This window comes from Streptomyces sp. PT12, assembly GCF_003311645.1.
Lineage (GTDB): Bacteria > Actinomycetota > Actinomycetes > Streptomycetales > Streptomycetaceae > Streptomyces.
The window spans coordinates 127,861-148,601 of the sequence record NZ_QEST01000096.1 but is presented as its reverse complement, the minus strand read 5'-3'; the positions used below and the strand labels follow the sequence as shown (position 1 = coordinate 148,601).

At 74.3% G+C, this 20,741-nt stretch carries 20 protein-coding genes and 1 pseudogene; 8 read left to right on the top strand and 13 right to left on the bottom strand.

Features of this window, described 5'->3' with window-relative positions; genetic code table 11:
- Positions 1-155: 155 nt before the first annotated feature.
- Positions 156-1,133 carry a GNAT family N-acetyltransferase gene (locus DEH69_RS11685; protein WP_113686859.1) on the bottom strand — a complete coding sequence of 326 codons (978 nt, stop codon included), beginning with the start codon at positions 1,131-1,133 and terminating at the stop codon, positions 156-158.
- A 402-nt stretch (positions 1,134-1,535) separates the two neighbouring features.
- Here DEH69_RS11685 and DEH69_RS11680 point away from each other — a divergent pair, with 402 nt between their 5' ends.
- From DEH69_RS11680 to DEH69_RS11670, 3 genes are read left to right on the top strand one after another with little or no spacing between them, the layout of a single operon-like run.
- Positions 1,536-2,228, top strand: a complete 693-nt coding sequence (locus DEH69_RS11680) for a pyridoxamine 5'-phosphate oxidase family protein (protein ID WP_113686858.1) — start codon at positions 1,536-1,538, stop codon at positions 2,226-2,228.
- 32 nt (positions 2,229-2,260) lie between these two features.
- Positions 2,261-3,043: an HAD family phosphatase gene (locus DEH69_RS11675; protein ID WP_113686857.1), complete on the top strand. Its 783-nt coding sequence runs from the start codon at positions 2,261-2,263 to the stop codon at positions 3,041-3,043.
- Positions 3,044-3,061: 18 nt separating this feature from the next.
- Complete coding sequence (locus DEH69_RS11670; protein ID WP_113686924.1) at positions 3,062-5,545, top strand: glycoside hydrolase family 65 protein; 2,484 nt, start codon at positions 3,062-3,064, stop codon at positions 5,543-5,545.
- An 89-nt stretch (positions 5,546-5,634) separates the two neighbouring features.
- Here DEH69_RS11670 and DEH69_RS11665 read toward each other — a convergent pair whose 3' ends face one another.
- Positions 5,635-6,546 (bottom strand): universal stress protein, encoded by a 912-nt coding sequence (locus DEH69_RS11665; protein ID WP_113686856.1) that lies wholly within the window; start codon positions 6,544-6,546, stop codon positions 5,635-5,637.
- 92 nt (positions 6,547-6,638) lie between these two features.
- Between DEH69_RS11665 and DEH69_RS11660 the strand changes: the two genes are divergently transcribed.
- Positions 6,639-7,625: an NAD-dependent epimerase/dehydratase family protein gene (locus DEH69_RS11660; RefSeq protein WP_113686855.1), complete on the top strand. Its 987-nt coding sequence runs from the start codon at positions 6,639-6,641 to the stop codon at positions 7,623-7,625.
- A gap of 159 nt (positions 7,626-7,784) precedes the next feature.
- Entirely contained in the window at positions 7,785-7,997 is a 213-nt protein-coding gene (locus tag DEH69_RS11655) for a hypothetical protein (RefSeq protein ID WP_113686854.1), read from the top strand.
- Between the two features lie 154 nt (positions 7,998-8,151).
- On the opposite strand, the gene DEH69_RS11650 is transcribed toward DEH69_RS11655, so the two are convergent.
- From DEH69_RS11650 to DEH69_RS11640, 3 genes are all read right to left on the bottom strand, one after another.
- A complete protein-coding gene (locus tag DEH69_RS11650) occupies positions 8,152-8,502 on the bottom strand; it encodes a nitrite reductase (NAD(P)H) small subunit (RefSeq protein ID WP_258534614.1) in 351 nt (116 codons plus the stop codon).
- Positions 8,503-8,666: 164 nt separating this feature from the next.
- Positions 8,667-11,282: a nitrite reductase large subunit NirB gene (nirB, locus tag DEH69_RS11645; protein ID WP_113686852.1), complete on the bottom strand. Its 2,616-nt coding sequence runs from the start codon at positions 11,280-11,282 to the stop codon at positions 8,667-8,669.
- Positions 11,283-11,285: 3 nt separating this feature from the next.
- Positions 11,286-12,641 (bottom strand): NAD(P)/FAD-dependent oxidoreductase, encoded by a 1,356-nt coding sequence (locus DEH69_RS11640; RefSeq protein ID WP_113686851.1) that lies wholly within the window; start codon positions 12,639-12,641, stop codon positions 11,286-11,288.
- 111 nt (positions 12,642-12,752) lie between these two features.
- On the opposite strand from DEH69_RS11640, the gene DEH69_RS33430 reads away from it, so the two are divergent.
- On the top strand, positions 12,753-13,742 hold the full coding sequence (locus tag DEH69_RS33430; protein ID WP_309302781.1) for a GNAT family N-acetyltransferase: 990 nt from the start codon (positions 12,753-12,755) through the stop codon (positions 13,740-13,742).
- 86 nt (positions 13,743-13,828) lie between these two features.
- Here DEH69_RS33430 and DEH69_RS33425 read toward each other — a convergent pair whose 3' ends face one another.
- Entirely contained in the window at positions 13,829-14,236 is a 408-nt protein-coding gene (locus DEH69_RS33425) for a hypothetical protein (RefSeq protein WP_309302780.1), read from the bottom strand.
- Between the two features lie 360 nt (positions 14,237-14,596).
- Positions 14,597-14,872: a hypothetical protein gene (locus DEH69_RS32630; protein ID WP_258534602.1), complete on the bottom strand. Its 276-nt coding sequence runs from the start codon at positions 14,870-14,872 to the stop codon at positions 14,597-14,599.
- A 143-nt stretch (positions 14,873-15,015) separates the two neighbouring features.
- Here DEH69_RS32630 and DEH69_RS11625 point away from each other — a divergent pair, with 143 nt between their 5' ends.
- Positions 15,016-16,014, top strand: coding sequence for an AraC family transcriptional regulator (locus DEH69_RS11625; protein WP_113686850.1), 999 nt, complete (start codon positions 15,016-15,018; stop codon positions 16,012-16,014).
- Between the two features lie 4 nt (positions 16,015-16,018).
- Here the strand turns inward: DEH69_RS11625 and DEH69_RS33420 are convergent, their stop codons facing one another.
- The 3 genes and pseudogenes from DEH69_RS33420 to DEH69_RS33410 all read right to left on the bottom strand — a co-directional run.
- A complete protein-coding gene (locus DEH69_RS33420; RefSeq protein ID WP_309302786.1) occupies positions 16,019-16,186 on the bottom strand; it encodes a hypothetical protein in 168 nt (55 codons plus the stop codon).
- On the bottom strand, positions 16,171-16,521 hold the full coding sequence (locus tag DEH69_RS33415; RefSeq protein ID WP_309302785.1) for a hypothetical protein: 351 nt from the start codon (positions 16,519-16,521) through the stop codon (positions 16,171-16,173). The genes DEH69_RS33420 and DEH69_RS33415 overlap by 16 nt, the downstream gene beginning before the upstream one ends.
- A 130-nt stretch (positions 16,522-16,651) precedes the next feature.
- Positions 16,652-16,870: pseudogene (locus tag DEH69_RS33410) on the bottom strand (phosphoesterase); the annotation flags it as partial.
- Here DEH69_RS33410 and DEH69_RS33405 point away from each other — a divergent pair.
- The gene (locus DEH69_RS33405) at positions 16,863-17,021 is read left to right on the top strand and encodes a hypothetical protein (RefSeq protein WP_309302784.1); all 159 of its coding nucleotides are present in this window, start codon (positions 16,863-16,865) and stop codon (positions 17,019-17,021) included. The pseudogene DEH69_RS33410 and the gene DEH69_RS33405 sit on opposite strands and share 8 nt — an antisense overlap.
- Positions 17,022-17,032: 11 nt before the next feature.
- On the opposite strand, the gene DEH69_RS33400 is transcribed toward DEH69_RS33405, so the two are convergent.
- The 3 genes from DEH69_RS33400 to DEH69_RS11610 form a co-directional block, all read right to left on the bottom strand.
- Positions 17,033-17,317, bottom strand: coding sequence for a phosphatase PAP2 family protein (locus tag DEH69_RS33400; RefSeq protein WP_309302779.1), 285 nt, complete (start codon positions 17,315-17,317; stop codon positions 17,033-17,035).
- A gap of 426 nt (positions 17,318-17,743) precedes the next feature.
- Positions 17,744-18,151, bottom strand: a complete 408-nt coding sequence (locus tag DEH69_RS11615) for a cupin (RefSeq protein WP_258534601.1) — start codon at positions 18,149-18,151, stop codon at positions 17,744-17,746.
- Between the two features lie 39 nt (positions 18,152-18,190).
- A complete protein-coding gene (locus DEH69_RS11610; RefSeq protein WP_113686922.1) occupies positions 18,191-20,542 on the bottom strand; it encodes a molybdopterin oxidoreductase family protein in 2,352 nt (783 codons plus the stop codon).
- Between the last annotated feature and the right edge of the window lie 199 nt (positions 20,543-20,741).

Below are 20,741 nucleotides of genomic sequence, written 5' to 3'. Positions count from 1 at the left end.
ACACGAACCCGGCCGCGGTCCTCGACTCGGCGATGTCGCGGAGAGCGGTTTCCCGGAGGGCCCACACCCGGCGTGCGTGCCCGGAAGCGGACGCCGCAGGCGGCGGCGTGGTCGCCGGACCTCGCCCCGCCCCGCCGCCGCTGCTGAGGCGGCCCTCAGGCGGAGCCGCCGAGCGACAGGTGCGCGGCAACCGCTCCATCGGCCCGCTGGGTCAACGTCGCCCCGAGCCCCGCCGCGAGAATCCGGCGCATCGGCGCGTTGTCGCTGGTCGTCTCAGCGACCAGCGCCGTCGCGCCGTCCTCGCGGGCCAGGGCGGCCAGCTCCCGCAGCGCCGCGCCGCCGACCCCCACACCGCGGTGGGCGCGGGCGAGCCACAACCCCGCCTCCAGCGTCCGCGGTTGGCCCGCGACCGGCTCAAGGCGTGCCGCGCCCACCACCTCTCCGTCGCCGACCATCACCGCGTAGGTGGACTCCACCGGCTCGGCGGCCAGCCCTCTCGACCGGTGGAACTCAACAAATGCCGCCCGCCGTTGACGGGTCCACCCCGGCGCGCCCGCCACCGGCGGCATCACATCCAGCGGATCCGCTCCCTCGACGGCCGCGTCGAGCAGCCGCCCGAGCGACGCCTCGTCCAGCGGCACCAGCCGCACCCCCCGGTGGAACATGATCAACAGATCCGCCCCCACATCCCTCGACGTGACCACGAACCCTTCCGACGCATAGAGGTGGCGCGCCCGCGCGTTGCCCGGCCGCACATCGAGCCAGACCCGGTCGGCGCGATGGGCGAGATACGCGCGGTCGCGCACGGCGCGCAGCAGCGCGCGCCCCACGCCCGCGCCCCGGCGCTCGGGCGCCACCACGAGGCGGCGTATCTCGAGAACGCGCCCCGCCCGGTCCCCCGGATCCAGCCGATCCTCCTGGTCCGCCGCCCGCCACAGCCCCGCGAGAACCGCGAACGCGGCGGGCTCGCCGTCCCGTTCGGCCACAAGGTGCTCCTGACGCGGGTCGGCCAGAGCGCGTTCGTGCCACGCGACACCGATCTCGCCGAGGAAGGCGGCTGTCCGGAGAGCGCTCTCCCACTCGATGAGCCGGGGAAGGTCGGCGGCCGTGGTGGGGCGGAGGGGCAACGACATGCGGGGGAGCGTAACGCCCAGGGTCGACCGGGGCGCTCGGTAACAGAGTGGTCGCGGAGTGAAGCAGCGCGGTGGCGGAAACCGGTCGATGGGTAGACCTATGTTGTGCTGGACATGACCGCTTTTGTGAGGGGATCGTTTCGAAGATCGTTACGGGGCGGGCCGTGCTGACCGGGGAGTGGCCCCCCTCGTTGGAGCGGCTCGGGCCCTATCAGCTGATGGGCTTCAGCTGCGCGCTGTGCGGCGACTACCTGGGGGCGCGCGCACGGGAGTTGGGGACGCTGCGACATCCGCGTTTCGGGTATCCGTTCCGGCTGTGGGCCTGCGTGCCCAGCTGCCTGGCGAGCGGTCCCCCGGCGCTGCCACCATCCTTGGGAGGGGTGATCCCTCGGAGGTGACGCGGTGGCGGAACGGGCGCGCGGGCGCGGCAGCGACGTCGGGCGGCGCATCGCGCTGCGGCGCGAGCAGCTGGGGCTCAGCCGCGAGGACGTCGCCGGGCGCGCCGGAATGGCACCGCAGTACCTCCGCTATCTGGAGGAACGGCTCTCCTCGCCCGGTGGGAACGCGCTCTCCCGGCTCGCCCGCGCGCTGGACACCACGGTCGCCGAGCTGAGGGGCGCGGAGCCCTTCCGCGCGCCCGGCGCGAAGGCCGCGCGCCCGCGCGTGACCGAGCTCCGCGCCGACGAGTGCCACCGGCTCGTCGCCGCCCACCACATCGGGCGGGTTGCGGCCGCCACGCCCGAGGGGCCCGCGATCGTTCCCGTGGTCTACGCCGTGGTGGGCGGCGCGGTCGTCTTCCGGGCCGCGCCGGGCACGGGCGCCTCCGCCGCGGGCGACGCCGAGCAGACCGCGTTCGAGGTCGATCACCTGGACGAGGACGCCACCGCGGGCTGGAGCGTGCTGCTGGTCGGCCAGGCCCGCCGGATCACCGACCCCGGGGAGAGCGAACGGCTGGCGGAGCGGGTGGCCGAACGGCTGGGGAAACGGCTCGGAGAGGGGGGCGCGGCGGCCGGTCCCTGGGCGCCGGAGCGCGATGCCATGTGGGTACGCCTGCGCCCGGCGCGCGTCACCGGCTGGCGCGCCCGGCTCGGGTAGCGGAGCGCGCGCCCCCGGGTTCCTATGGAGAGATGGTGACTGTGCCGGAGCCCGAGCTGTGGAACTGCCGCGCCGTCGTGTTCGACACCGACGGTGTGATCACCGACTCGGCGGGCGTGCACGCGGCCGCTTGGAAGGAGGCGTTCGACACCGTTCCCGGCGTGGCCCCGCCGTTCGACGCGGGCGAGGACTACCGGCGCCATGTGGACGGCAAGTCGCGCCTCGACGGCGCCGCCGCCTTCCTCGCCGCGCGCGGCATCGACCTCCCCGTGGGCAACCCCGAGGACCCGCCCGGCACCGACAGCGTGTGCGCCGTCGCGGCTCGCAAGGAGGACTTCTTCGTCCGGAGGCTGGGCGAGAGGGGCGTGGACGTCTGGCCGGGCACCGTCCGCCTGCTGCTCGCGCTGCACGACGTGGGCGTGCGGTGCGCGGCCGTCTCCTCCTCGCGCCACGCGCGCGACCTGCTGGCGCGCGCCGGCGTGCGTTCGCTGCTCCAGACCGTGGTCGACGGCAACGACATGGCGCGGCTCGGCCTGCCGGGCAAGCCCGACCCCGCGCTGTTCCTCGAGGGGGCGAGACGGCTGTCCGTCCGGGCCGGGGAGGCCGCCGTGGTCGAGGACGCCCTCGCGGGCGTCGAGGCCGGGCGCGCCGGGGGGTTCCGGATGGTGATCGGCGTGGACCGCGTCGGCGGGCCGACCAGCGAGGATGACCTGCTCGACCACGGCGCCGACGTGGTGGTGCGCGACCTGGCGCAGTTCCTCACCGACAACGACGAGGGCGGCGCGTCGGGCGACCTGGCCTCCGGGGGTGCGTGAGCCATGGGCGAGGGACACATGGCGGACGGCATCTGGGAGTACCAGGGCTACGACCCGCACACGGAACGGCTGCGCGAGGCGCTGTGCACCCTCGGCAACGGCTACCTCGCCACCCGCGGCGCCGCCCCCGAGACCACCGCGGGGCCATCGCACTACCCGGGCACCTATGTGGCGGGCCTGTTCAACCGCCTCACCACCACCATGTCGGGTCGCGACCTCGACCACGAAGACCTGGTCAACCTCCCCAACTGGCTTCCGCTTCGCTTCCGCATCCACCCCGAACAGGGCCCGCCCGGCGACTGGTTCAGCCCCGACGCCGACCCCGAGGAGCTGATGAGTTACCGCCAGGCGATCGACCTGGCGCGCGGCGTGCTCATCCGCGAGATCAGGTTCCGCGACGCACACGGGCGCCATCTCCGCATCGAGCAGGCCCGCCTCGTCCACATGGGGGACCCTCATCTCGCCGCGCTGCGCACGACGTTCACCGCCGAGGACTGGACCGGCACCCTCGAGGTCGAGTCGGCGCTCGACGGCGAGATCACCAACGAGGGCGTCGCCCGCTACCGCGACCTCGCGAGCGACCACCTCACCGATCTGGACACCGGGAGCGACGGGCCGGACGTCGTGTGGCTGCGCTGCCGCACCCGCGTCTCCGACGTGCGCGTCGTGATGGCGGCCCGCACCCGCTACCGTTACGAGACCGAGGCCGAAACCGGCGCGGTCCGCGGCGCGCAGGGCGCCGAGGGAACGGTCCTCACCCGCCTGGTCGAGTGCCGCGCCGCCCACCTGCTGACCCTGCCGCTGGTTTCCGACCGCACCGTCACGGTGGAGAAGGTGGTTGCGGTGCACACCTCACGCGACCCCGCGATCAGTGGCCCGCTGGAGGCGGCGGTGCAACGGGCCCACCGCGCACCGGACTTCACCGGGCTGCTCGACGCACACGCCGCCGCATGGGAAGTGCTCTGGAGACAGGCGGAGTTGGAGGTGCCGGGGGAGACCGGACGAATCCTGCGGTTGCACCTCTTCCATGTGCTCCAGACGCTCTCGCCGCGCCACACACCGGAGTTGGACGTGGGCGTCCCGGCGCGCGGGCTGCACGGGGAGGCGTACCGGGGGCATGTGTTCTGGGACGAGCTGTTCGTGCTGCCCTATCTCAACCTGCACTTCCCCGAGTTGTCCAAGGCGCTGATGACCTACCGCTACCGGCGGCTGCCCGAGGCGTGCCGCGCGGCGACCGCCGCCGGGTACCCCGGGGCGATGTACCCGTGGCAGAGCGGCAGCGACGGCCGCGAGGAGACCCCCGAGGTCCACCTCAACCCGCGCTCGGGGCGTTGGCTCCCCGACAACTCCCGCCTCCAGCACCATGTCGGCTCGGCCGTCGCCTACAACGTGTGGCGCTACGGTGAGGCCACGGACGACGCGGAGTTCGTCCACACCAAGGGCGCCGAGATGCTGCTCCAAGTGGCAAGGTTCTGGGCGGCGTTCGCCCAGTGGGACGCAGACCTCGAGCGTTACCGCATCCGGGGCGTCGTCGGCCCCGACGAGTACCACGAGGGCTACCCTGGCGCCGCCAAGCCGGGCCTTGACGACAACGCCTACACCAACGCGACCGCCGCCTGGGTGCTGGCCCGCGCGATCGACCTCACGCGGACGCTGCCGATCTCGCGCCGCCGCGAACTCCTGGAGCGGCTCGCCCTGTTCCCCGAGGAGCTGGACCGCTGGGAGGACGTGTCGCGGCGGCTGCGCATCCCGTTCCACCAGGGCGTGATCAGCCAGTTCGACGGCTATGGCGACCTGGAGGAGCTGGACTGGGAAGGCTATCGCGGCCGTTACGGCAACATCAGGCGCCTCGACCGGATCCTGGAGTCCGAGGGCGACACCGTCAACCGCTACCAGGCGTCCAAGCAGGCGGATGTCCTCATGCTGGGCTATCTGTTCTCCCCCGACGAACTGACGCAGCTCTTCCGCCAGTTGGGCTACGACCTGGACGAGGCGCGCTGGCGAAGGACCGTCCGCTACTACCTCGCGAGGACCAGCCACGGCTCCACGCTCAGCGGCGTCGTGCACGCCTCCGTCCTGGCCCGGGTCCGGCACGAGGAGGCGTGGACGTTCCTCAAGGAGGCGCTGGCCAGCGACGTCGCCGACCTCCAGGGCGGCACCACGGAGGAGGGCATCCACCTGGGCGCCATGGCGGGCACGCTCGACCTCGTGCAGCGCGGTCTTGCCGGGATCCAGACCCGGCAGGGCGCGCTGTGGCTCGACCCTGCGCCGGTGCCCGAGCTGTCGGAATTCGGCTTCTCGGTGCGGCACCGGGGGACCGCCGTCCATGTCCGCATGAAACCAGGGCAGTTGTGGATCGGCGTCCCCGCCTGGGAACAGTCACCCGCCCGGGTGGTCCTCGCGGGCGGCACCGTGGACATCGCCCCCGGCGACGACCGGCTGCTGCCGCTCCCCGAGGCGGGCGCCAGGGGGAGCGACGAGGAGCGCCGCGAGGCGAGCTGAACCCCCGGCACCGTCACCGCCGCTCGGCCGCGGCTCAGCCGTCACCCTCGGTCGTCCCCCTTCGGTCGTTCCCCCTCGGCCGTCACCGCTCACTCGTCATCGTCGTTCTCGCCGTGGTACGGAACGACCGCCACCGGGGAACGCGCGTGGTGCAGCGCCGCATGGGTGACCGGACCGATGCGCATTCCGAGCGTGCGCCGGTGCACGCGCCGGCCCACGACGACCAGCGCGCCCCGGGGCGCGGCGGCTGAAAGCAGCGTCTCGGCGGCGTTGCCATAGCCGGGGTGCTCGATCACCCGCACCCTGGGAGAGCGCTCTCTCCAGGGCGCGAGCACGTCCGTCAGCACCCGGCCCTCCACCGTCTCCAGATCCCGGGCCGCGCCCGCGTTCTCCTCGAGGCTGCCCGGCACCTCCGCGCTGAACAGCGACGGCGTGCCCCACGCCCGCACGGCGCGCACGGCCGCGCCGCGCGCCAGAGCCGCCGTGAAGGCGAAGTCGAGGAGCGCCCGCGCCGCCGGGCCCGCGTCCTTGATGCCCACCACGATCTCGTCGGGCTCATCGCCCTCCTCCCCGGGGGCGCGTTCGGTGGCGTTCGCGCGGACCAGCACCACAGGGCGCCGGGCGTGCGCAATGACCGGAAGCCCGACCGAGCCGAGCAGGAACCCCACGAACGCCCCGTGCCCCCGCGTGCCGAGCACCAGCATCTCGGCCCCCGCGGCGGCGTGGATCAGGCCATTGGTCGCCACGTCGGTGATCACCTCGGTGGCGATGTCGGGCGGGGGCCCGGCGGGGTGCCGCTCGACCAGGTCGCGCGCCACCCGGTCGAGCAGCGCCCTGGCTGCCATCTCGTCCGGCGCGGGCGGTACATACAGGGGCTCGGTGATCCACGCGTGGACCAGGCGCAGCGGCAGCCCGCGGCGCGTGGCCTCGACGGCGGCCCAGTCCGCGGCCGCCAGGCTCCCCGGCGAGCCGTCGACGCCGACGGTGATGGGACGTTCCATGCGTTCTCCTCTCCCGTCCACTGTGGCCCCTTTCTCCTGATCTCGCCGGATCGGGCACGGCGTGGACCCGCGCCGGGTGCTTGGCTGGGGGGATGGAGATTCTGATACTCGGCGGCACGGCGTGGCTGGGCCGCGAGGTGACGCGGCAGGCGCTGGCGCGGGGCCACGGGGTGACGTGTCTGGCCAGGGGCGAGAGCGGCCCGGTCGCGCCCGGCGCGCGCCTGGTGACCGCGGACCGGCGTGAGCGCTCGGCGTACGCGCCAGTGGTCACGCGGGACTGGGACGCCGTGGTGGAGGTGTCGTGGCAGCCGGGGTTGGTCACCGACGCCCTCGCCGCCCTGGCCGAACGCGCCGGGCACTGGGCGTATGTGTCCTCGGTCAGCGCGTACGCGTCACACGGCCTGCTCGACGTGGACGAGTCGACTCCGCTGCTTGCGGCCACGGGGGAGCGCGAGGCGGGGCACGAGGAGTACGGGGCCGCCAAGGTGGCCTGTGAACGGGCCTGCGAGGCGGTTGCGGCCGACCGGCTGCTCGTCGCCCGCGCGGGCCTGATCGGCGGCCCTGGCGACGCGAGCGGCAGGTCCGGGTACTGGGTCGCGCGCGCCGCCCGCGACCCGCGCGAGCCGATGCTGGTGCCCGACACCCCGCGCCTGCCCACGCAGGTCGTGGACGTGCGCGACCTGGCCGCGTGGCTGCTGGACGCGGCGGAGGCCGGGACCACGGGAACGTTCGACGCGGTCGGTCCGATGCTGCCGTTCGGAGACTGGATAGCGCTCTCCCGCGCCATCGGCGGGCACACGGGCCCCGTGGTGACGGCCGATCCGACCTGGCTGGCGGAGCGGGGCGTGGCCGCCTACATGGGCCCCGAGTCGCTGCCGATGTGGCTGGTCGAGCCCGGCTGGGAGGGCTGGTCGGCCCGCACGGGGGCGGCGGCCAGGGCGGCGGGCCTGACCCACAGGCCGCGCGCCGAGCTGCTGGCCGACACGCTGGAGTGGGCGCGCACCCAGGGGTTGCACCACCCGCGCAGTGCGGGATTGAGCGCCGCGAAGGAGCGCGAACTCCTCGCCGCACTGGGCTGAGCCGGGGCCACACCTGTGGGTGACAGGGCGTGTCCGCTGTTCGACGTCGTTCCCGGCGCGGTGCCCGGCGAACGCTGCCCGTCCATGCACACGATGGCGCGCGGGCCAGCGGATCCACGCCGGCTCGTGGACCCACGTCACCCCCCCAAAGGAGCAGACATGCGTATCCGTTCCGTGCTCACGGCCAGCGCCATGGCCGCCGCGATCATCGTCGGCGGCGCCGGTGGCGCCCTGGCCTACAAGGGCGACGACACGCACCACCCGAGTGCGGGCGCGGCGGAGTTCGCCACGTGCGGCATCTTCGCGGGAGTCATCGAGGACAACCCCGTCTTCGGCTCGGGCTGCGCGGGCGGCCGCCTCGCCTGGAAGTAATCGACCCACGTAATCCCCATCGAGGGCCGGGAGTCGCCAACGCGGCGCCCGGCCCTCTCGCATGCCCGGGCCCGGTGGCGCGGGCGCGGTAGCCGGGCGCCCGGTGGCGGGGCTCAGCGGTGACGGGTGAGGGGCAGGTTCAGGGGTAACGGGTTCAGCGGCGCCGGGTCGCGTAGACCGGGACCGCGCGGGCCGGATCAGGGTCGTCCAGGCAGGCGCCCGTGGTGAGGTCGAAGCGCTGCTTGAGCAGCGGGGAGGCGACGAACGGCGCACCCCCTTTGCCCGCCCCGCCCATCAGGCCACGGGAGAGGACCTGGGCGCCGGTGAACGGATCGCGGTTGCCGATCGCGTGCACGCGGCCATGGCGGTCCCTGAAGACCGCCGCCTGGCTGCCGTCGGGCAGCAGCGCGGCCACGCCACGCCCCGGCGTCAGCTCCGCCAGACCGCACACCGTCAGCCACTGACCGGCGGCCACCTCGATCTGCACGGTCGTTCCGGTCTCGATGTCCGCGGCGGACCCGTTGCCCGCCGCGGTCTTCACGTTGGCCGTGGTCTCCGCGTTCGCGGCCGTCTTCACGTTGGCCGTGGTCTCCGTGTTCGTCGCGGTCCCCGTGTTCGTCTTGCTCCGCGCGTTGGTCTCGATCCGCGTGTTCGTCTTGATCCGCGTGGTCATCGGGCCGCGCTCCGCTTCGGGGAGGCGAGGGTGAGCAGCGTCAAGTCGGGCTTGAGCTGGTCGCGTTCGGGCACGAACCGCACGGTCGGGTCGGGCACGTCAGGGGCGTTGACGAACGACACGAAACGCCGCAGCTTCTCCGGATCGCCCAGCGTCTCGGCCCACTCGTCGCGGTAGCTGGCGACATGCGCCGCCATCAGCGCCTCCAACTCGTCGCAGATGCCGAGGGAGTCGCGCACCACCACGTCCCGTACATGCTCAAGGCCGCCCTCGATCCGCTCCAGCCACACCGAGGTGCGCTCCAGGCGGTCGGCAGTGCGGATGTAGAACATCAGGAACCGGTCGATCAGCCGCACCAGTTCGGCGTCCGAGAGGTCCTGAGCCAGCAGGTCCGCATGGCGCGGGGTCGCGCCGCCGTTGCCGCCGACGTAGAGGTTCCAGCCGTTGGCCGTGGCGATCACGCCGAAGTCCTTGCCCATGGCCTCGGCGCACTCGCGGGCGCAGCCGGAGACCGCCGACTTGAGCTTGTGCGGCGAGCGCAAACCCCGGTAACGCAGCTCCAGATCGATCGCCATCCGCACGCTGTCCTGCACCCCGTAGCGGCACCACGTCGAGCCCACACACGACTTCACCGTGCGCAACGCCTTGCCGTAGGCGTGCCCGGACTCGAAGCCCGCCTCGACCAACCTGGCCCAGATCCGCGGAAGTTGATCGACCCGGGCGCCGAACATGTCGATCCGCTGGCCCCCCGTGATCTTGGTGTAGAGGCCGAAGTCCCTTGCCACCTCGCCGATCACGATCAGCTTCTCCGGGGTGATCTCGCCGCCCGGCACGCGGGGGACCACCGAATAGGAGCCGTTCTTCTGGAGGTTGGCGAGGAAGTGGTCGTTGGTGTCCTGGAGCGCGGCCTGTTCGCCGTCGAGCACATGCTCTTCGGCGCCGATGGACGGGGCGAGCGAGGCGATGACGGAGGCCACCGCGGGCTTGCACACCTCGCAGCCGTCGCCGCCGCGCGCCGGGTCGCGGCCGTGCTCGTCGAGCAGCGTCCGGTAGGAGATGATCCGGCGGACGCGCACGATCTCGTACAGCTCCTGCCGGGTGTGCGCGAAGCAGCCGCACAGACCCGTGTCCACCGCGACGCCGCTCGCCGCCAGCTCGTCGTTCACGAGCTGGCCCAGCACCTTGAGGCAACTCCCGCAGCCCGTACCCGCCTTGGTGCAGCGCTTCACCTCGGGAACGGTGACGCAGCCCTCGTCGGCGACGGCCGCGCGGATGGTGCCCTTGGTGACGTTGTGGCAGTTGCACACCACCGCCTCGTCCGGCAGCGTCGAGGGGCCGAGCGCGGTGGGCGGGCCCAGACCGGCGGGCAGCACCAGGCGCTCGGGCGCGGCGGGCGGCACACTCCCGGTCAGCGGACGCAGCAGCGCGTACGCCTCCGCGTCGCCCACCAGCACCCCGCCGAGCAGGGTGCCGTCGCGGCCCATCACCAGCTTCTTGTAGACCCCCGAGCGCGAGTCGGCGTAGACGACGTCGAGGCAGCCGTCGGCGGTGCCCTGCGCGTCGCCGAACGAGGCCACGTCCACGCCGAGCAGCTTGAGCTTGGTCGAGGTGTCGGCGCCCGTGAACGCCGGTCCGCCGCCCGCCCGTTGCGGCTGCTCGGGAGACAGGTCGCGGGCGATCGCCTCGGCCGCCGTCGTGGCCATCTCGTAGCCGGGGGCGACCAGGCCGTAGACCGTGCCGTCCACCGCGCGGGCGCACTCGCCGATCGCGTAGACCGCGGGGTCGGCGGTGCGGCACCGCTCGTCCACCACCACGCCGCCGCGCTCGCCGACCGCGAGGCCCGCCTCCCTGGCGAGCTGGTCGCGTGGCCGCACCCCGGCGGAGAACACCACCAGGTCGGCGGCCACCGTCGAGCCATCGGAGAGCGCTATCCCGGTGACCTCGCCCGCCGCGCCCCGGGTGATCTCCTGGCCGCCGACGCCGGTGTGCACGACCAGGCCGAGGTTCTCGACGGTCCGCCGCAGCGCCGCGCCGCCGCCCTCGTCCACCTGGATCGCCATCAACCGCTCGTTGAACTCCACCACATGGGTCTCGAGACCCAGGCCAAAGAGCGCTCCCGCGGCTTCCAGGCCGAGCAGCCCGCCGCCCACCACCACGCCCGCGCGGCGGCCTTGCGCATAGGATTCGATGGCCCGCACATCCTCGATCGTGCGGTAGACGAAACAGCCCTCGGCGTCCCGGCCCGGCACCGGCGGCACGAACGGCGCGCTGCCCGTCGCCAGTACGAGCGTGTCATAGGCGAACGAGGCCCCCGAGCGCGCCGTCACCACCCGCGCCGCCCGGTCCACGGCGACGGCCGGGTCGCCCACCCTCAGCTCGATGCCGTGCTTCTCCGTGAACCCCTCGGGCAGCAGGGAGAGTTCCTCCGGCGATGTGCCGGAGAAGTACGAGGTGAGGTGCACCCGGTCGTAGGCGGGCCGCGGCTCCTCGCACAGCACGACCACGCGCGCCCGCCCGCTCACCCCCCGCTCGGCCAGCTCCTCCAGGAACCGCTGGCCGACCATCCCGTGGCCGATCAGCACGATCGTGGGAGTGCGTGTGGTGGGGTCCATGGCTCAGTACCCTCCGTCGTGGGTCAGCAGATGGAGCAACGGGCTGGCGGGGAGGGCCTCGTCGCTCTCCCACGCGCTGGCGAGCGCGGCGACCCCGCCCAGGTCGCCGAGCAAGACCCCGCCGCGCAGCCGGTCGCCGCGGACGACGATCCTGCGGTAGGCGCCGCGCGTGGCGTCCGCGAGGCGCACCACGTCGTCGCCCGGGGCGGGCGAGGTCTCCCCGAAGGCGGCCAAGTCCAGGGAACCAAGGGCCGGTTCGGCCCGCGCGCCCCGCTGGCCGCGTTCGCCGCGTTCGCCGCGCGCCTCACGGTGGCCGTGCGCCTCGCGGTGGCCGCGTTCGCCGCGATCGGGGAGCGTGAGGCGGACCAGCGCGCGCGTTCCCCCGTAGCGGGCGTCCGGGTCGCCGCCGAGCACCCGGGCCAGCACATCGGCCTGGTCCTGTGCCGCCCCGGCCAGGCCGTGCAGCACACCGCGGTGCTCCGCGCAGTCACCCACGGCGTACACGCGCGGGTCGTCCGGCGTGCGCAGCCGGTCGTCGACGACGATCCCGCCCCGTGTTCCGAGGGCGAGCCCGGCCGCGCGCGCCAGGCTGACGCGGGGCCGCACCCCGCAGGCGAGCACGACGAGTTCGGCGTCGAGCGCATAGCCGTCGGCCAGCCGCACGCCCGTCACCCGGCGCGTTCCCCGGGCCGTCGCCACGCCCCGCACCCGGCACTCGGTGTGCACCTCGACACCCCTGGCGGCCAGATGGTCGCGCAGCAACGCGCCCGCGTCCGGGTCGACATGGCGCTCGAGCAGGTGCTCCCCCTGGTGGGCGAGCACCACATGGACACCCAACTCGGCCAGCGCGCGGGCGGCCGAGACGCCGAGCAGCCCGCCGCCGATCACCACCGCCCGGGGCGCGGGACCCGCGGCCGACACCGCGCCGCGCAGCGCCAGGCAGTCGTCCAGCGTGCGGAACGGGTATACGCCGTCCAGGAGTTCGCCCCCGCCCGGCGGCAACAGGCCCCGCAACGGCGGCAGTACCGGATGCGACCCCGTGGCCAGCACCAGCACGTCATAGCCGACCCGCGTCCCGTCGGCGCACTCAACTGTCCGCGCCGCGCGGTTGATTCGCTTCACCCGCGTTCCGGCCCGCCACGCGACGTTCGCGCCGGGCCTCGGAAGGGCGATCACCTCGGCCGGGTAGCGCCCGGCCAGCACCTCGGCGAGCAGCACGCGGTTGTACGCGGGGTGCGGCTCATCGGCGAGCACCGTCACCGTGGCGCCCGGCGCGGTGCCGAGCTGCCACGCGAGCCGCGCACCGGCCATTCCGCCGCCCACGACCACCACGCGCGTGTCCACCGACCCACCAGCCATGCCCCGAGCGTGCGGCGGCGCTGTTACCCGTCGGCATCACTGCCGTTTCTCCTGGGCAACGCTGCGCTCAGCACCGCTTCCCCGAGGCTGTGAGCCGGATACGCTGCGCCCGTGCGGACTTCCTCGGGCTCCACACCCCACACCTTGACCGTCGGCACCGCCCGGCCGTCGGCCGAGTCGTTCGAGCTGCCCCCGGCCGATCTCGGCCGGATAGGGGCGGAGTCGATCGCCGAGGGGGTCGCCCGCCTGAGCCGGGCCACCCCGTTCCCCCACGAAACCCGCATCGCCGACCCTCACCCCGACCCCGACCCCGACGCCGACCCCGGCCCTGACCTCGGCGCCGACCCCGACGCCCCACTCACCCGCCACGCGGCGTTCGCCGGGACCACCGCCCCGGGCACGTGGCCCGCCCAAGCCCGTTCCCTCAGCGAACCGCCCCACTCCGGTGCCTCAACGGCGCCCGCCCTCCCAGGAACTGGCGCCACTCGCAGCCGCCCGCGCTCCCGGCCGTCCCGCGTCGGCCGCGGCTGGCTGACCCACCCCGCTCCGCCGCAAGGAATGATCCCCATGACCGAGGTGCGCACCGCCCACACCGCCGATCTCGACCCCGCCACCCTCGCCGCGGTACGCGCTCTCCTGCATCAGGCGTTCGACGGCGACCTGGGCGACCTCGACTGGGAACACGCCCTGGGCGGGATGCACGCCCTGGCCTATGCGGACGGGGAGTTGGTCGGCCACGCGTCCGTCGTCCAGCGCCGGGTCCTGCACGGGGGCCGCTCGCTGCGCACCGGCTATGTCGAGGGCGTCGGCGTCCGCCACGACCAGCGCGGCCGGGGCCATGGCGCGGCGCTGATGGCGGCGTTGGAGCGGGTGATCCGCGGCGCATACGACCTGGGAGCGCTCTCCACGACCGAGTCGGCCCGCGCCCTGTACATGTCACGCGGCTGGCTTTCGTGGCAGGGGCCGACGTTCGCGCTGACCCCGCTGGGCATAGTGCGCACCGAGGAGGAGGACGACGGGGTGTACGTCCTGCCGGTGACGGCGCGCCTCGACATCGAGGGGGAGCTGGTGTGCGACTGGCGCGACGGGGACGTCTGGTGAACGCCCACGATCGCCGTCTCGTCGCCCGTCCGCGCGCGACCGGCTGGCGCCGCGGGCTGGTTCCTCGACATGTGCCCGAACAGGGCTCAGTTGAACGCTGACGGCATGGGAGAGCGCTCTCCTCGCGCCCCGGTGGCCGCGGCCTCGGCCACATAGGCGGAGAAGTCGCGCGGCGCCCGGCCCGGGATCGCGGCCACGTCGCTGGTGAGGCGGGCGTTGCGCCCGTCGAGCACCGCGCCGAACACCTCGGTCAGCAGCGCCGCCACCTCGGGCGGCATCCCGGCCCCCGCCAGGATCTCGGCATACCGCACCGGCGGCACCGCCAGGAACCGTACGTCCCGCCCGATCGCCGCGCCGATCTCGCCCACCGCATCCTCGAACGTCAGCAGCCGTGGCCCGGTCAGCTCGTACACCCGCCCCGCGTGCCCAGGCCCGGTGAGCGCCGCGACCGCGCAGTCCGCGATGTCCTCGGCGTCCAGGAACGCCTCCGCCACCCGGGCGCGGCGGGCAGCACCACCTCGCCGCCGAGGACGGCGTCCAGGAGGAAGTCCTCGCTGAAGTTCTGGGCGAACCAACTACCGCGCAGCACCGTCCACTCCGCGCTCGCACCCGCGCTCGCACCCGCGCTCGCACCCGCGCTCGCACCCGCGCTCGCACGTGCGCCCGCCCGCCGCATCGCCCGTTCCGACTCGACCGCGCGCTCCTCGCCCCGGCCCGAGAGCGGCACCAGGCAGCGCACCCCCTTGGCCACGGCCAGCTCGGAGAACGCGCCGATCGCCTCGGGCGCCCACGGCGGCCGCCGCGTAGGGCACGTAGCACAGGAACACGGCCTCCATCCCGTCAAGCACCGGCCCTCAGGTCGTGGGGTCCTCCCAGTGGAACGGCGGGGTTCCGGCGCGTGAGCCGATCCGCGCGCCCGGTAGCCGCCGCGCGACGCGCCTACCGCTCTTGCCGGTGCCGCCCAGGACCAGGATCCGCTCGGGCGCAACGGTGCCGTTGGCGTTGGTGTTGGCGTTGGTGTTGCCGTCGGTGTCGGTGTCGGTGTCGGTGTCGGTGTCCGTGTCCGTGTCCGTGTCGTTCGTTATGCCAGGTATCTCGGCCAACTCGTTCATCTCATCCGTCTCATCCATCGCGGAAACCGCTCTCCCGCCGATTCCGTCGAGGGTGCGCGGCGGTGCCGCGCCCATGTCCTCAGTCCACCGGAGCGGCGCCCGCCCGGCCATCGCCGTCAGGCTCACGCGCATGCGCGTGCGCGTGCGTCTACGCTCGTGGCATGGACGCGCTGACCAGCCTCCTCGACGGCCCCCGCGCGCGGGGCGCCTTCCTGTTGCGCGCCGTGCTCAGCGCGCCCTGGGGGATACGGGTGTGCGACGAGGCGCCGTTGACCGTGGCGTGCGTGACGCGCGGCCACGCGTGGATCGTTCCCGAGGGCGAGTGCCCGGTGCGACTCGCGAAGGGGGACATCGCGGTGGTGCGCGGCCCCGAGCCCTACACCGTCGCGGACGACCCGGACACCCCGCTGTCGACGCGGGTGCTGCCCGGCGGGTGCAGCGTCGGCCCCGACGGCACCGACCTGTGCGAGGCGCTCGACCTCGGCGTGCGCACATGGGGTACCGACCCCGAGGGCGGGACCGAGCTGCTGATCGGCACCTACCAGCTCCCACTGGAGGTCAGCGCACGGCTGTTGCGCGCCCTGCCCCGGGTGCTCGTGCCGCGCCGCGGCGCCTGGGACGGGCCGCTGCTCGGGCTGCTTTCCAGCGAGATCGTCAAGGACGAGCCAGGGCAGGAGGTGCTTCTCGACCGGCTGCTCGACCTGCTGCTGATCGCGGCGCTGCGCGCGTGGTTCGCGCGGCCGGACGCGGAGGCGCCCGCGTGGTACCGCGCGCACGGCGACCCCGCGGTCGGCCACGCGCTGCGGCAGATCCACGACCACCCCGCGCACCCGTGGACCGTCGCGGGCCTCGCCGCCAGGTCCGGGGTCTCGCGCGCGGCGCTGGCCCGCCGTTTCACCGAGCTGGTCGGCGAGCCGCCGATGGCGTATCTCACGGGCTGGCGGCTCCAGTTGGCCGCCGAGCTGCTGCGCGATCCGGAGGTGACACTCGAGGCGGTCGCCCGCCGTGTGGGGTATGGCAGCGCGTTCGCGTTGAGCACGGCGTTCAAGCGGGAGCGCGGCATCAGCCCGAGCGAGCACCGCGCGCGGGGCGGCGCCGCTCAGGTCAGCGGCGCGGGCAGCGGGCGCAGCTCCTCGTCGCCCGAGCGCACCGGGCGGTAGACCGTCAGGTGGCCCCGCACCTTTCGAGCAGCAACGACGCCGGTGCCGGGCCCGCCTCGCCGTCGAACGCCAGGGAGCTGCCCTCGCTTAGGCCCGCCAGGTGCAGGCGCGGCAGCCGGGTCGCCGAGTACACGCGCGAGCGGGCCAGCGTCCCGGTCAGCGCCGAGCACACCACGCGCGTCTGGCCAGCGGCCGGTCCGCGGGCACCAGGCGGACGTCGAGCAGCCCGTCGTCCAGGTGGGTGCGGTGCGAGGGGGCGAAGCCCTCGGGGGAGTAGAGGCCGTTCCCCGCGAACAGCAGCCACAGCCGGTGCGGGTAACCGTTCAACTCGACGTCTACGGGGCGCCCGGTGCGCGGCATCCGGGCCAACGAGACCGCGGCCGAAGGCCACTTGCCGATGCGCCGCTCCAACGACGCGCGGGCGCGGACGACTTCGGGGTAGAGGCCGAGGCTGAACGTGTTGAGGAAGTGCCGCGTCGGGCCCTCGGCCCCGCCGACCGGGCGCACGCGGCCGAGGTCGACGGAGATCGCGTCGTCCTTGCGGAGCGCGGCGGCCGTGTCCTCGAAGGTCTGTATGGCCGGTGTCGAGGGCGAAGTGGTTGAGCGTGCCGCCGGGGAAGACCGTGAGCGGCACGCGGTGCTCCACCGCGCTCGCCGCCGCGGCGTTCACGCTCCCGTCGCCCCCGCAGATGCCCAACGCGCCCCCGGCGCGCGCCGCTCGCCGCGCCGCGTCGTCCAGCGACGCCACCAGACCCTCATCGTTGGATCGTTGAACAATCTCGGCGCGCGGTGGTACCGCCCGCAGCCGGTCCTCGTCCGAGGCGGCCGCGCCTGGCCCCGCCCCGTCGTTGACCACCACGACCAGGCCCGCGCCGTCCTGGAGCGCGGGCGCCTCGGCGCGGTGGTGCACCCGCTGCGCGGGCACCGGGCGGCGCGGCCACCGGTGCCCGGTCGCCATCGCCGCGCCCACGCCGAGCACCGTGCCCGCCACCACGTCCGACGGGTAGTGCACGCCGACCTACACGCGCGAGGCGGCGACCGGCGCCACCGCGGCCCCGTACCGCCGCGACTCCAGCGCCACCCCCGTGGCGAACGCGGCCGCCGAGGCCGCGTGGCCCGAGGGGAACGAGCTGGTCAACGGCTGCCGCGCCAGCCTGCGCGCGAGCGGCACCGCGTCGATCAACGGGCGCTGCCTGCGCAGCGCGTACTTCATGATCGTGTTGGTCGCGAACGACGCGAGCGTCAGCGCCGCCACCCCGCGCAACGCCGCCCGCCGCCCGGCCCGCCCGCCGAACACGGCCATGGCCGAGCGTCGCGAACCACAGCCGCCCGTGGTTCGCCGCGTGGCTCAGCGCGGGCAGCACCGTCTGCACGCCGGGCGGGTGGGCGGAAGCGACCCGGTCGAAGACCCGCCGGTCGAGGCGGCTCAACAGCCCCAGCTCGTCGTCCCCTCGCCAGCCCATGCCCCTCGCTCCTTCTCGCGCCGCGCGGGCGTCGCACGGCCGCCTCTCGTGCGTTTCCCTGCCCTGGCGCGCCTACCCCGGGGCATTGGCGGCACTCCTGGGGCCGAGTGCTCAGGGCCGGGCGCTGCCGGGGGCGTTGACCCGGGCTGGTTGATCCGCGCTCGGTGCTCCTGGGGCCGGTGCTGCCGAGCTCGGTGCCCTTGGGCTCGGTGCACCGAGGGGCGTTGGGAGAGCGCTTCCCGAGACGCGGCGTCGTGCGCGAAGGGTCAAAGGGGGTTGTCGTCGTTCCTCTCCCCGGGGCCTCGCCGCGTGTCGTCCACGACGACCGGCTCGGGCGTCGCCGTCACCGAGGTCAGCACGATCACCGAGTCGTCGAGCGCCATCAGCCCGTGGCGCAGCTGCGGGATCCGCATCACCTGGCCGCTCACCAACTCCGTGTCGCCCGGCTCCGAGAGCAGCCGCACCCGGCCACTCAACACATGGAGGCTGGCCGCGGGGGGCGCGTTGTGCTCCTCCAGCTCGGCGCCGCCGACGAGCGCGATCACGCTCTGCCGCAACGGTCCGTCGTGCAGGAACAGATGGGCGCTGCGGCCGTGCTCGTTGTGCCGCGCGAGCGCGAGGTGCGCGTCGGCCAGCCCGGGCAGCCCGATCACGTCCTGGGGCAGATCAGTCATGTCCCCATGCTGCCGGGTGGCGGGCGCCCCGCAACTCGGCTACGGGGCCCCGCCGTCGGCCTCTGGCCCCGTTTCGGCCCGCTCCACCCGGACCGCGCACACCTTGAACTCCGGCATGCGGGACACCGGATCGAGCGCCGGGTTGGTGACCGTGTTGACGCGCCCCTCACCCGGCCAGTGGAACGGCATGAAAACGGTGTCCGGCCTGATGTCCCCGCTGATCCGCGCGGGCGCCACCGCCCGGCCGCGCCGCGAGATCACGGCGAGCCGGTCGCCCTCGCCCGCGCCGAGCCGTTCCGCGAGCCGGGGGTGCAACTGGACGAACGGGCCTGGCGCGGCGGCGTTCAGCTCGCCCACCCTCCGCGTCTGCGCCCCCGACTGGTACTGCGCGAGCACCCGCCCCGTGGTCAGCAGTAGCGGGTACTCCTCGCTCGGCTCCTCCGCCGAGGCCCGGTGGCTCACCGGCGCGAACCGCGCCCGCCCGTCCGGCGTCGCGAACCGGTCCAGGAACAGCCGCGGCGTTCCCGGGTGAGCGCTCTCCGGGCGGTGAGGGCTTTCGGGGCGGTGAGCGCTCTCCGAGCGGTGAGGGCTCTCCGGGCGGCGAGGGCTCTCGGGGCGGTGAGCGCTCTCCAAATGGTGAGCGCTCTCCGAACTCTCCGACGGGTGAGCGCTCTCCGAGCCCGCCCCGCTCTCCGAGCCCGCCCCGCCCCCCGCGCCCAGCCCCTCCGCGCCCTCCGTCGCCGGGCATGGCCAGAACACCCCGTCCTCCCGTGCGATCCGCTCATAGGTGATACCCGAGTAGTCCGCCTTGCCCCCGGCCGAGGCCCGCCGCAGCTCGTCGAATACCTCCTCGGGCTCCGTCGAGAAACCGCTCTCCCACCCCAGCCGCGCCGCCAGCCCCCGCAGCACCTCGAGATCGCTCCTGCACCCCGGTGGCGGGTCGACGGCCTTGTGCCGCAGCAGCACCCGGCCCTCCAGATTGGTCAGCGTCCCCGTCTCCTCCGCCCACTGCGTCACCGGGAGCACCACGTCCGCAAGCCGCGCCGACTCCGATAGCACCACGTCGCACACGGCCAGGAAGTCGAGCGCCCGCATCCGTTCCTCCACGTGCGCGGCGCGCGGCGCGGAGACGACCGGATTGGATGCCATCAGCAGCAGCGCCCGCACCCCGTCGGGGGTGTCCCTGCCGAGCGCGTCGAGGAGTTCGTAGGCGCTGCGCCCAGGGCCCGGCAGCGTGTCGGGGTCGACGCCCCACACCCCGGCCACATGGGCGCGCGCGTCCGCGTCGGCCAGCATCCGGTAGCCCGGCAGCTGGTCGGCCTTCTGCCCGTGTTCGCGCCCGCCCTGGCCGTTGCCCTGCCCGGTAAGACAGCCATACCCGGAGAGCGCTCTCCCGGCCCGGCCGGTCGCGAGGCAGAGGTTGATCCACGCACCAACGGTGTCCGTTCCCTTGGACTGCTGCTCGGGCCCGCGTGCCGTCAGCGCCATCGCCGCCTCGGGCGCGCAGAACATCCGCGCCGCCGCGCGCAGCAGCGGAACGGGCACCCCCGTGATCCGCTCCACCAGCTCGGGCCAGTGCGCCATCGCCGCCGCGCGCGCCTCCTCCCACCCCGTCGTGCGCTCCCTGATGAACCCCTCGTCCGTGCGCCCTTCCGCCACCACCAGGTGCAACAGCCCCAACGCCAGCGCCAGATCCGTCCCCGGGCGCGGCGCGAGGTGCAGGTCAGCCTGCTCGGCCGTGCGGGTCCGCCGCGGATCCACGACGATCAGCGTGCCGCCGTTCTCCCGCAACTCGGTGAGGTAGCGCAACGCGGGAGGCATGGTCTCGGCGAGGTTGGAACCGACCAGCAGGACGCAGCCGGTGCGCGGGATGTCGGCCAGCGGGAACGGCAGCCCCCGGTCGATCCCGAACGCCCGCGTCCCCGCCGCCGCGGCCGACGACATGCAGAACCGGCCGTTGTAGTCGATCTGCGAGCTGCCCAGCACCAGCCGCGTGAACTTGCCGAGCGCGTACGCCTTCTCGTTCGTCAGCCCGCCGCCGCCGAAGACGCCTACGGCGTCGGGCCCGTGCCGTTCGCGGACCGCGGCCAGTCCCTCCGCGACCCGGTCCAGTGCCTCGTCCCACTCCGCGGGGACCAGCTCGCCCCCGCGCCGCACCAGGGGCCCGGTCAGCCGCGCCCCGGCGGCCAGCACGGCGGGGGCGGTGCGGCCCTTGCCGCACAGCGCGCCGCGGTTCACGGGGAACGCGGTCCGCTCCACCACCTCGAGCCCGCCCGCCGCCCCCGGCGCGGGCCGCAGACCCATCCCGCACTGGAGCGCGCAGTACGGGCAGTGGGTCTCCGTGGCCCGTACCGCCGCGCCCACCGCCGCGCCTGCCTTGGTGCCCACCATGCCCGCCTCCGCACCCGCCTCCGCACCCGCCGCCACGCCCGCCGCCACACCCGCCTCCGTGTCCGCCGTGATGCCCGTCATGCGGTTCATCGTGCGACGGACGTGTTACGCGGCGGCGCCCCCCGCGTTACCCGGCAGGGGCGGCGACCTCAGCCGGGCGCGTGGCGCGCGGTGAGGAGTGCAGCGGCCAGTGGTGACA

What these genes read in the sequence shown, in the direction of transcription:
- DEH69_RS11655 (WP_113686854.1), top strand. Translation starts at nt 7,785, where the DNA reads ATGCGTATCCGTTCCGTGCTCACGGCCAGCGCCATGGCCGCCGCGATC.
- DEH69_RS11640 (WP_113686851.1), bottom strand. Translation starts at nt 12,641, where the DNA reads ATGGCTGGTGGGTCGGTGGACACGCGCGTGGTGGTCGTGGGCGGCGGA.
- DEH69_RS11665 (WP_113686856.1), bottom strand. Translation starts at nt 6,546, where the DNA reads ATGGAACGTCCCATCACCGTCGGCGTCGACGGCTCGCCGGGGAGCCTG.
- DEH69_RS11615 (WP_258534601.1), bottom strand. Translation starts at nt 18,151, where the DNA reads ATGACTGATCTGCCCCAGGACGTGATCGGGCTGCCCGGGCTGGCCGAC.
- DEH69_RS11660 (WP_113686855.1), top strand. Translation starts at nt 6,639, where the DNA reads ATGGAGATTCTGATACTCGGCGGCACGGCGTGGCTGGGCCGCGAGGTG.
- DEH69_RS33400 (WP_309302779.1), bottom strand. Translation starts at nt 17,317, where the DNA reads ATGGCCGTGTTCGGCGGGCGGGCCGGGCGGCGGGCGGCGTTGCGCGGG.
- DEH69_RS11670 (WP_113686924.1), top strand. Translation starts at nt 3,062, where the DNA reads ATGGCGGACGGCATCTGGGAGTACCAGGGCTACGACCCGCACACGGAA.
- DEH69_RS32630 (WP_258534602.1), bottom strand. Translation starts at nt 14,872, where the DNA reads ATGGATGAGACGGATGAGATGAACGAGTTGGCCGAGATACCTGGCATA.
- nirB (WP_113686852.1), bottom strand. Translation starts at nt 11,282, where the DNA reads ATGGACCCCACCACACGCACTCCCACGATCGTGCTGATCGGCCACGGG.
- DEH69_RS11685 (WP_113686859.1), bottom strand. Translation starts at nt 1,133, where the DNA reads ATGTCGTTGCCCCTCCGCCCCACCACGGCCGCCGACCTTCCCCGGCTC.
- DEH69_RS11625 (WP_113686850.1), top strand. Translation starts at nt 15,016, where the DNA reads ATGGACGCGCTGACCAGCCTCCTCGACGGCCCCCGCGCGCGGGGCGCC.
- DEH69_RS11610 (WP_113686922.1), bottom strand. Translation starts at nt 20,542, where the DNA reads ATGGTGGGCACCAAGGCAGGCGCGGCGGTGGGCGCGGCGGTACGGGCC.
- DEH69_RS11675 (WP_113686857.1), top strand. Translation starts at nt 2,261, where the DNA reads ATGGTGACTGTGCCGGAGCCCGAGCTGTGGAACTGCCGCGCCGTCGTG.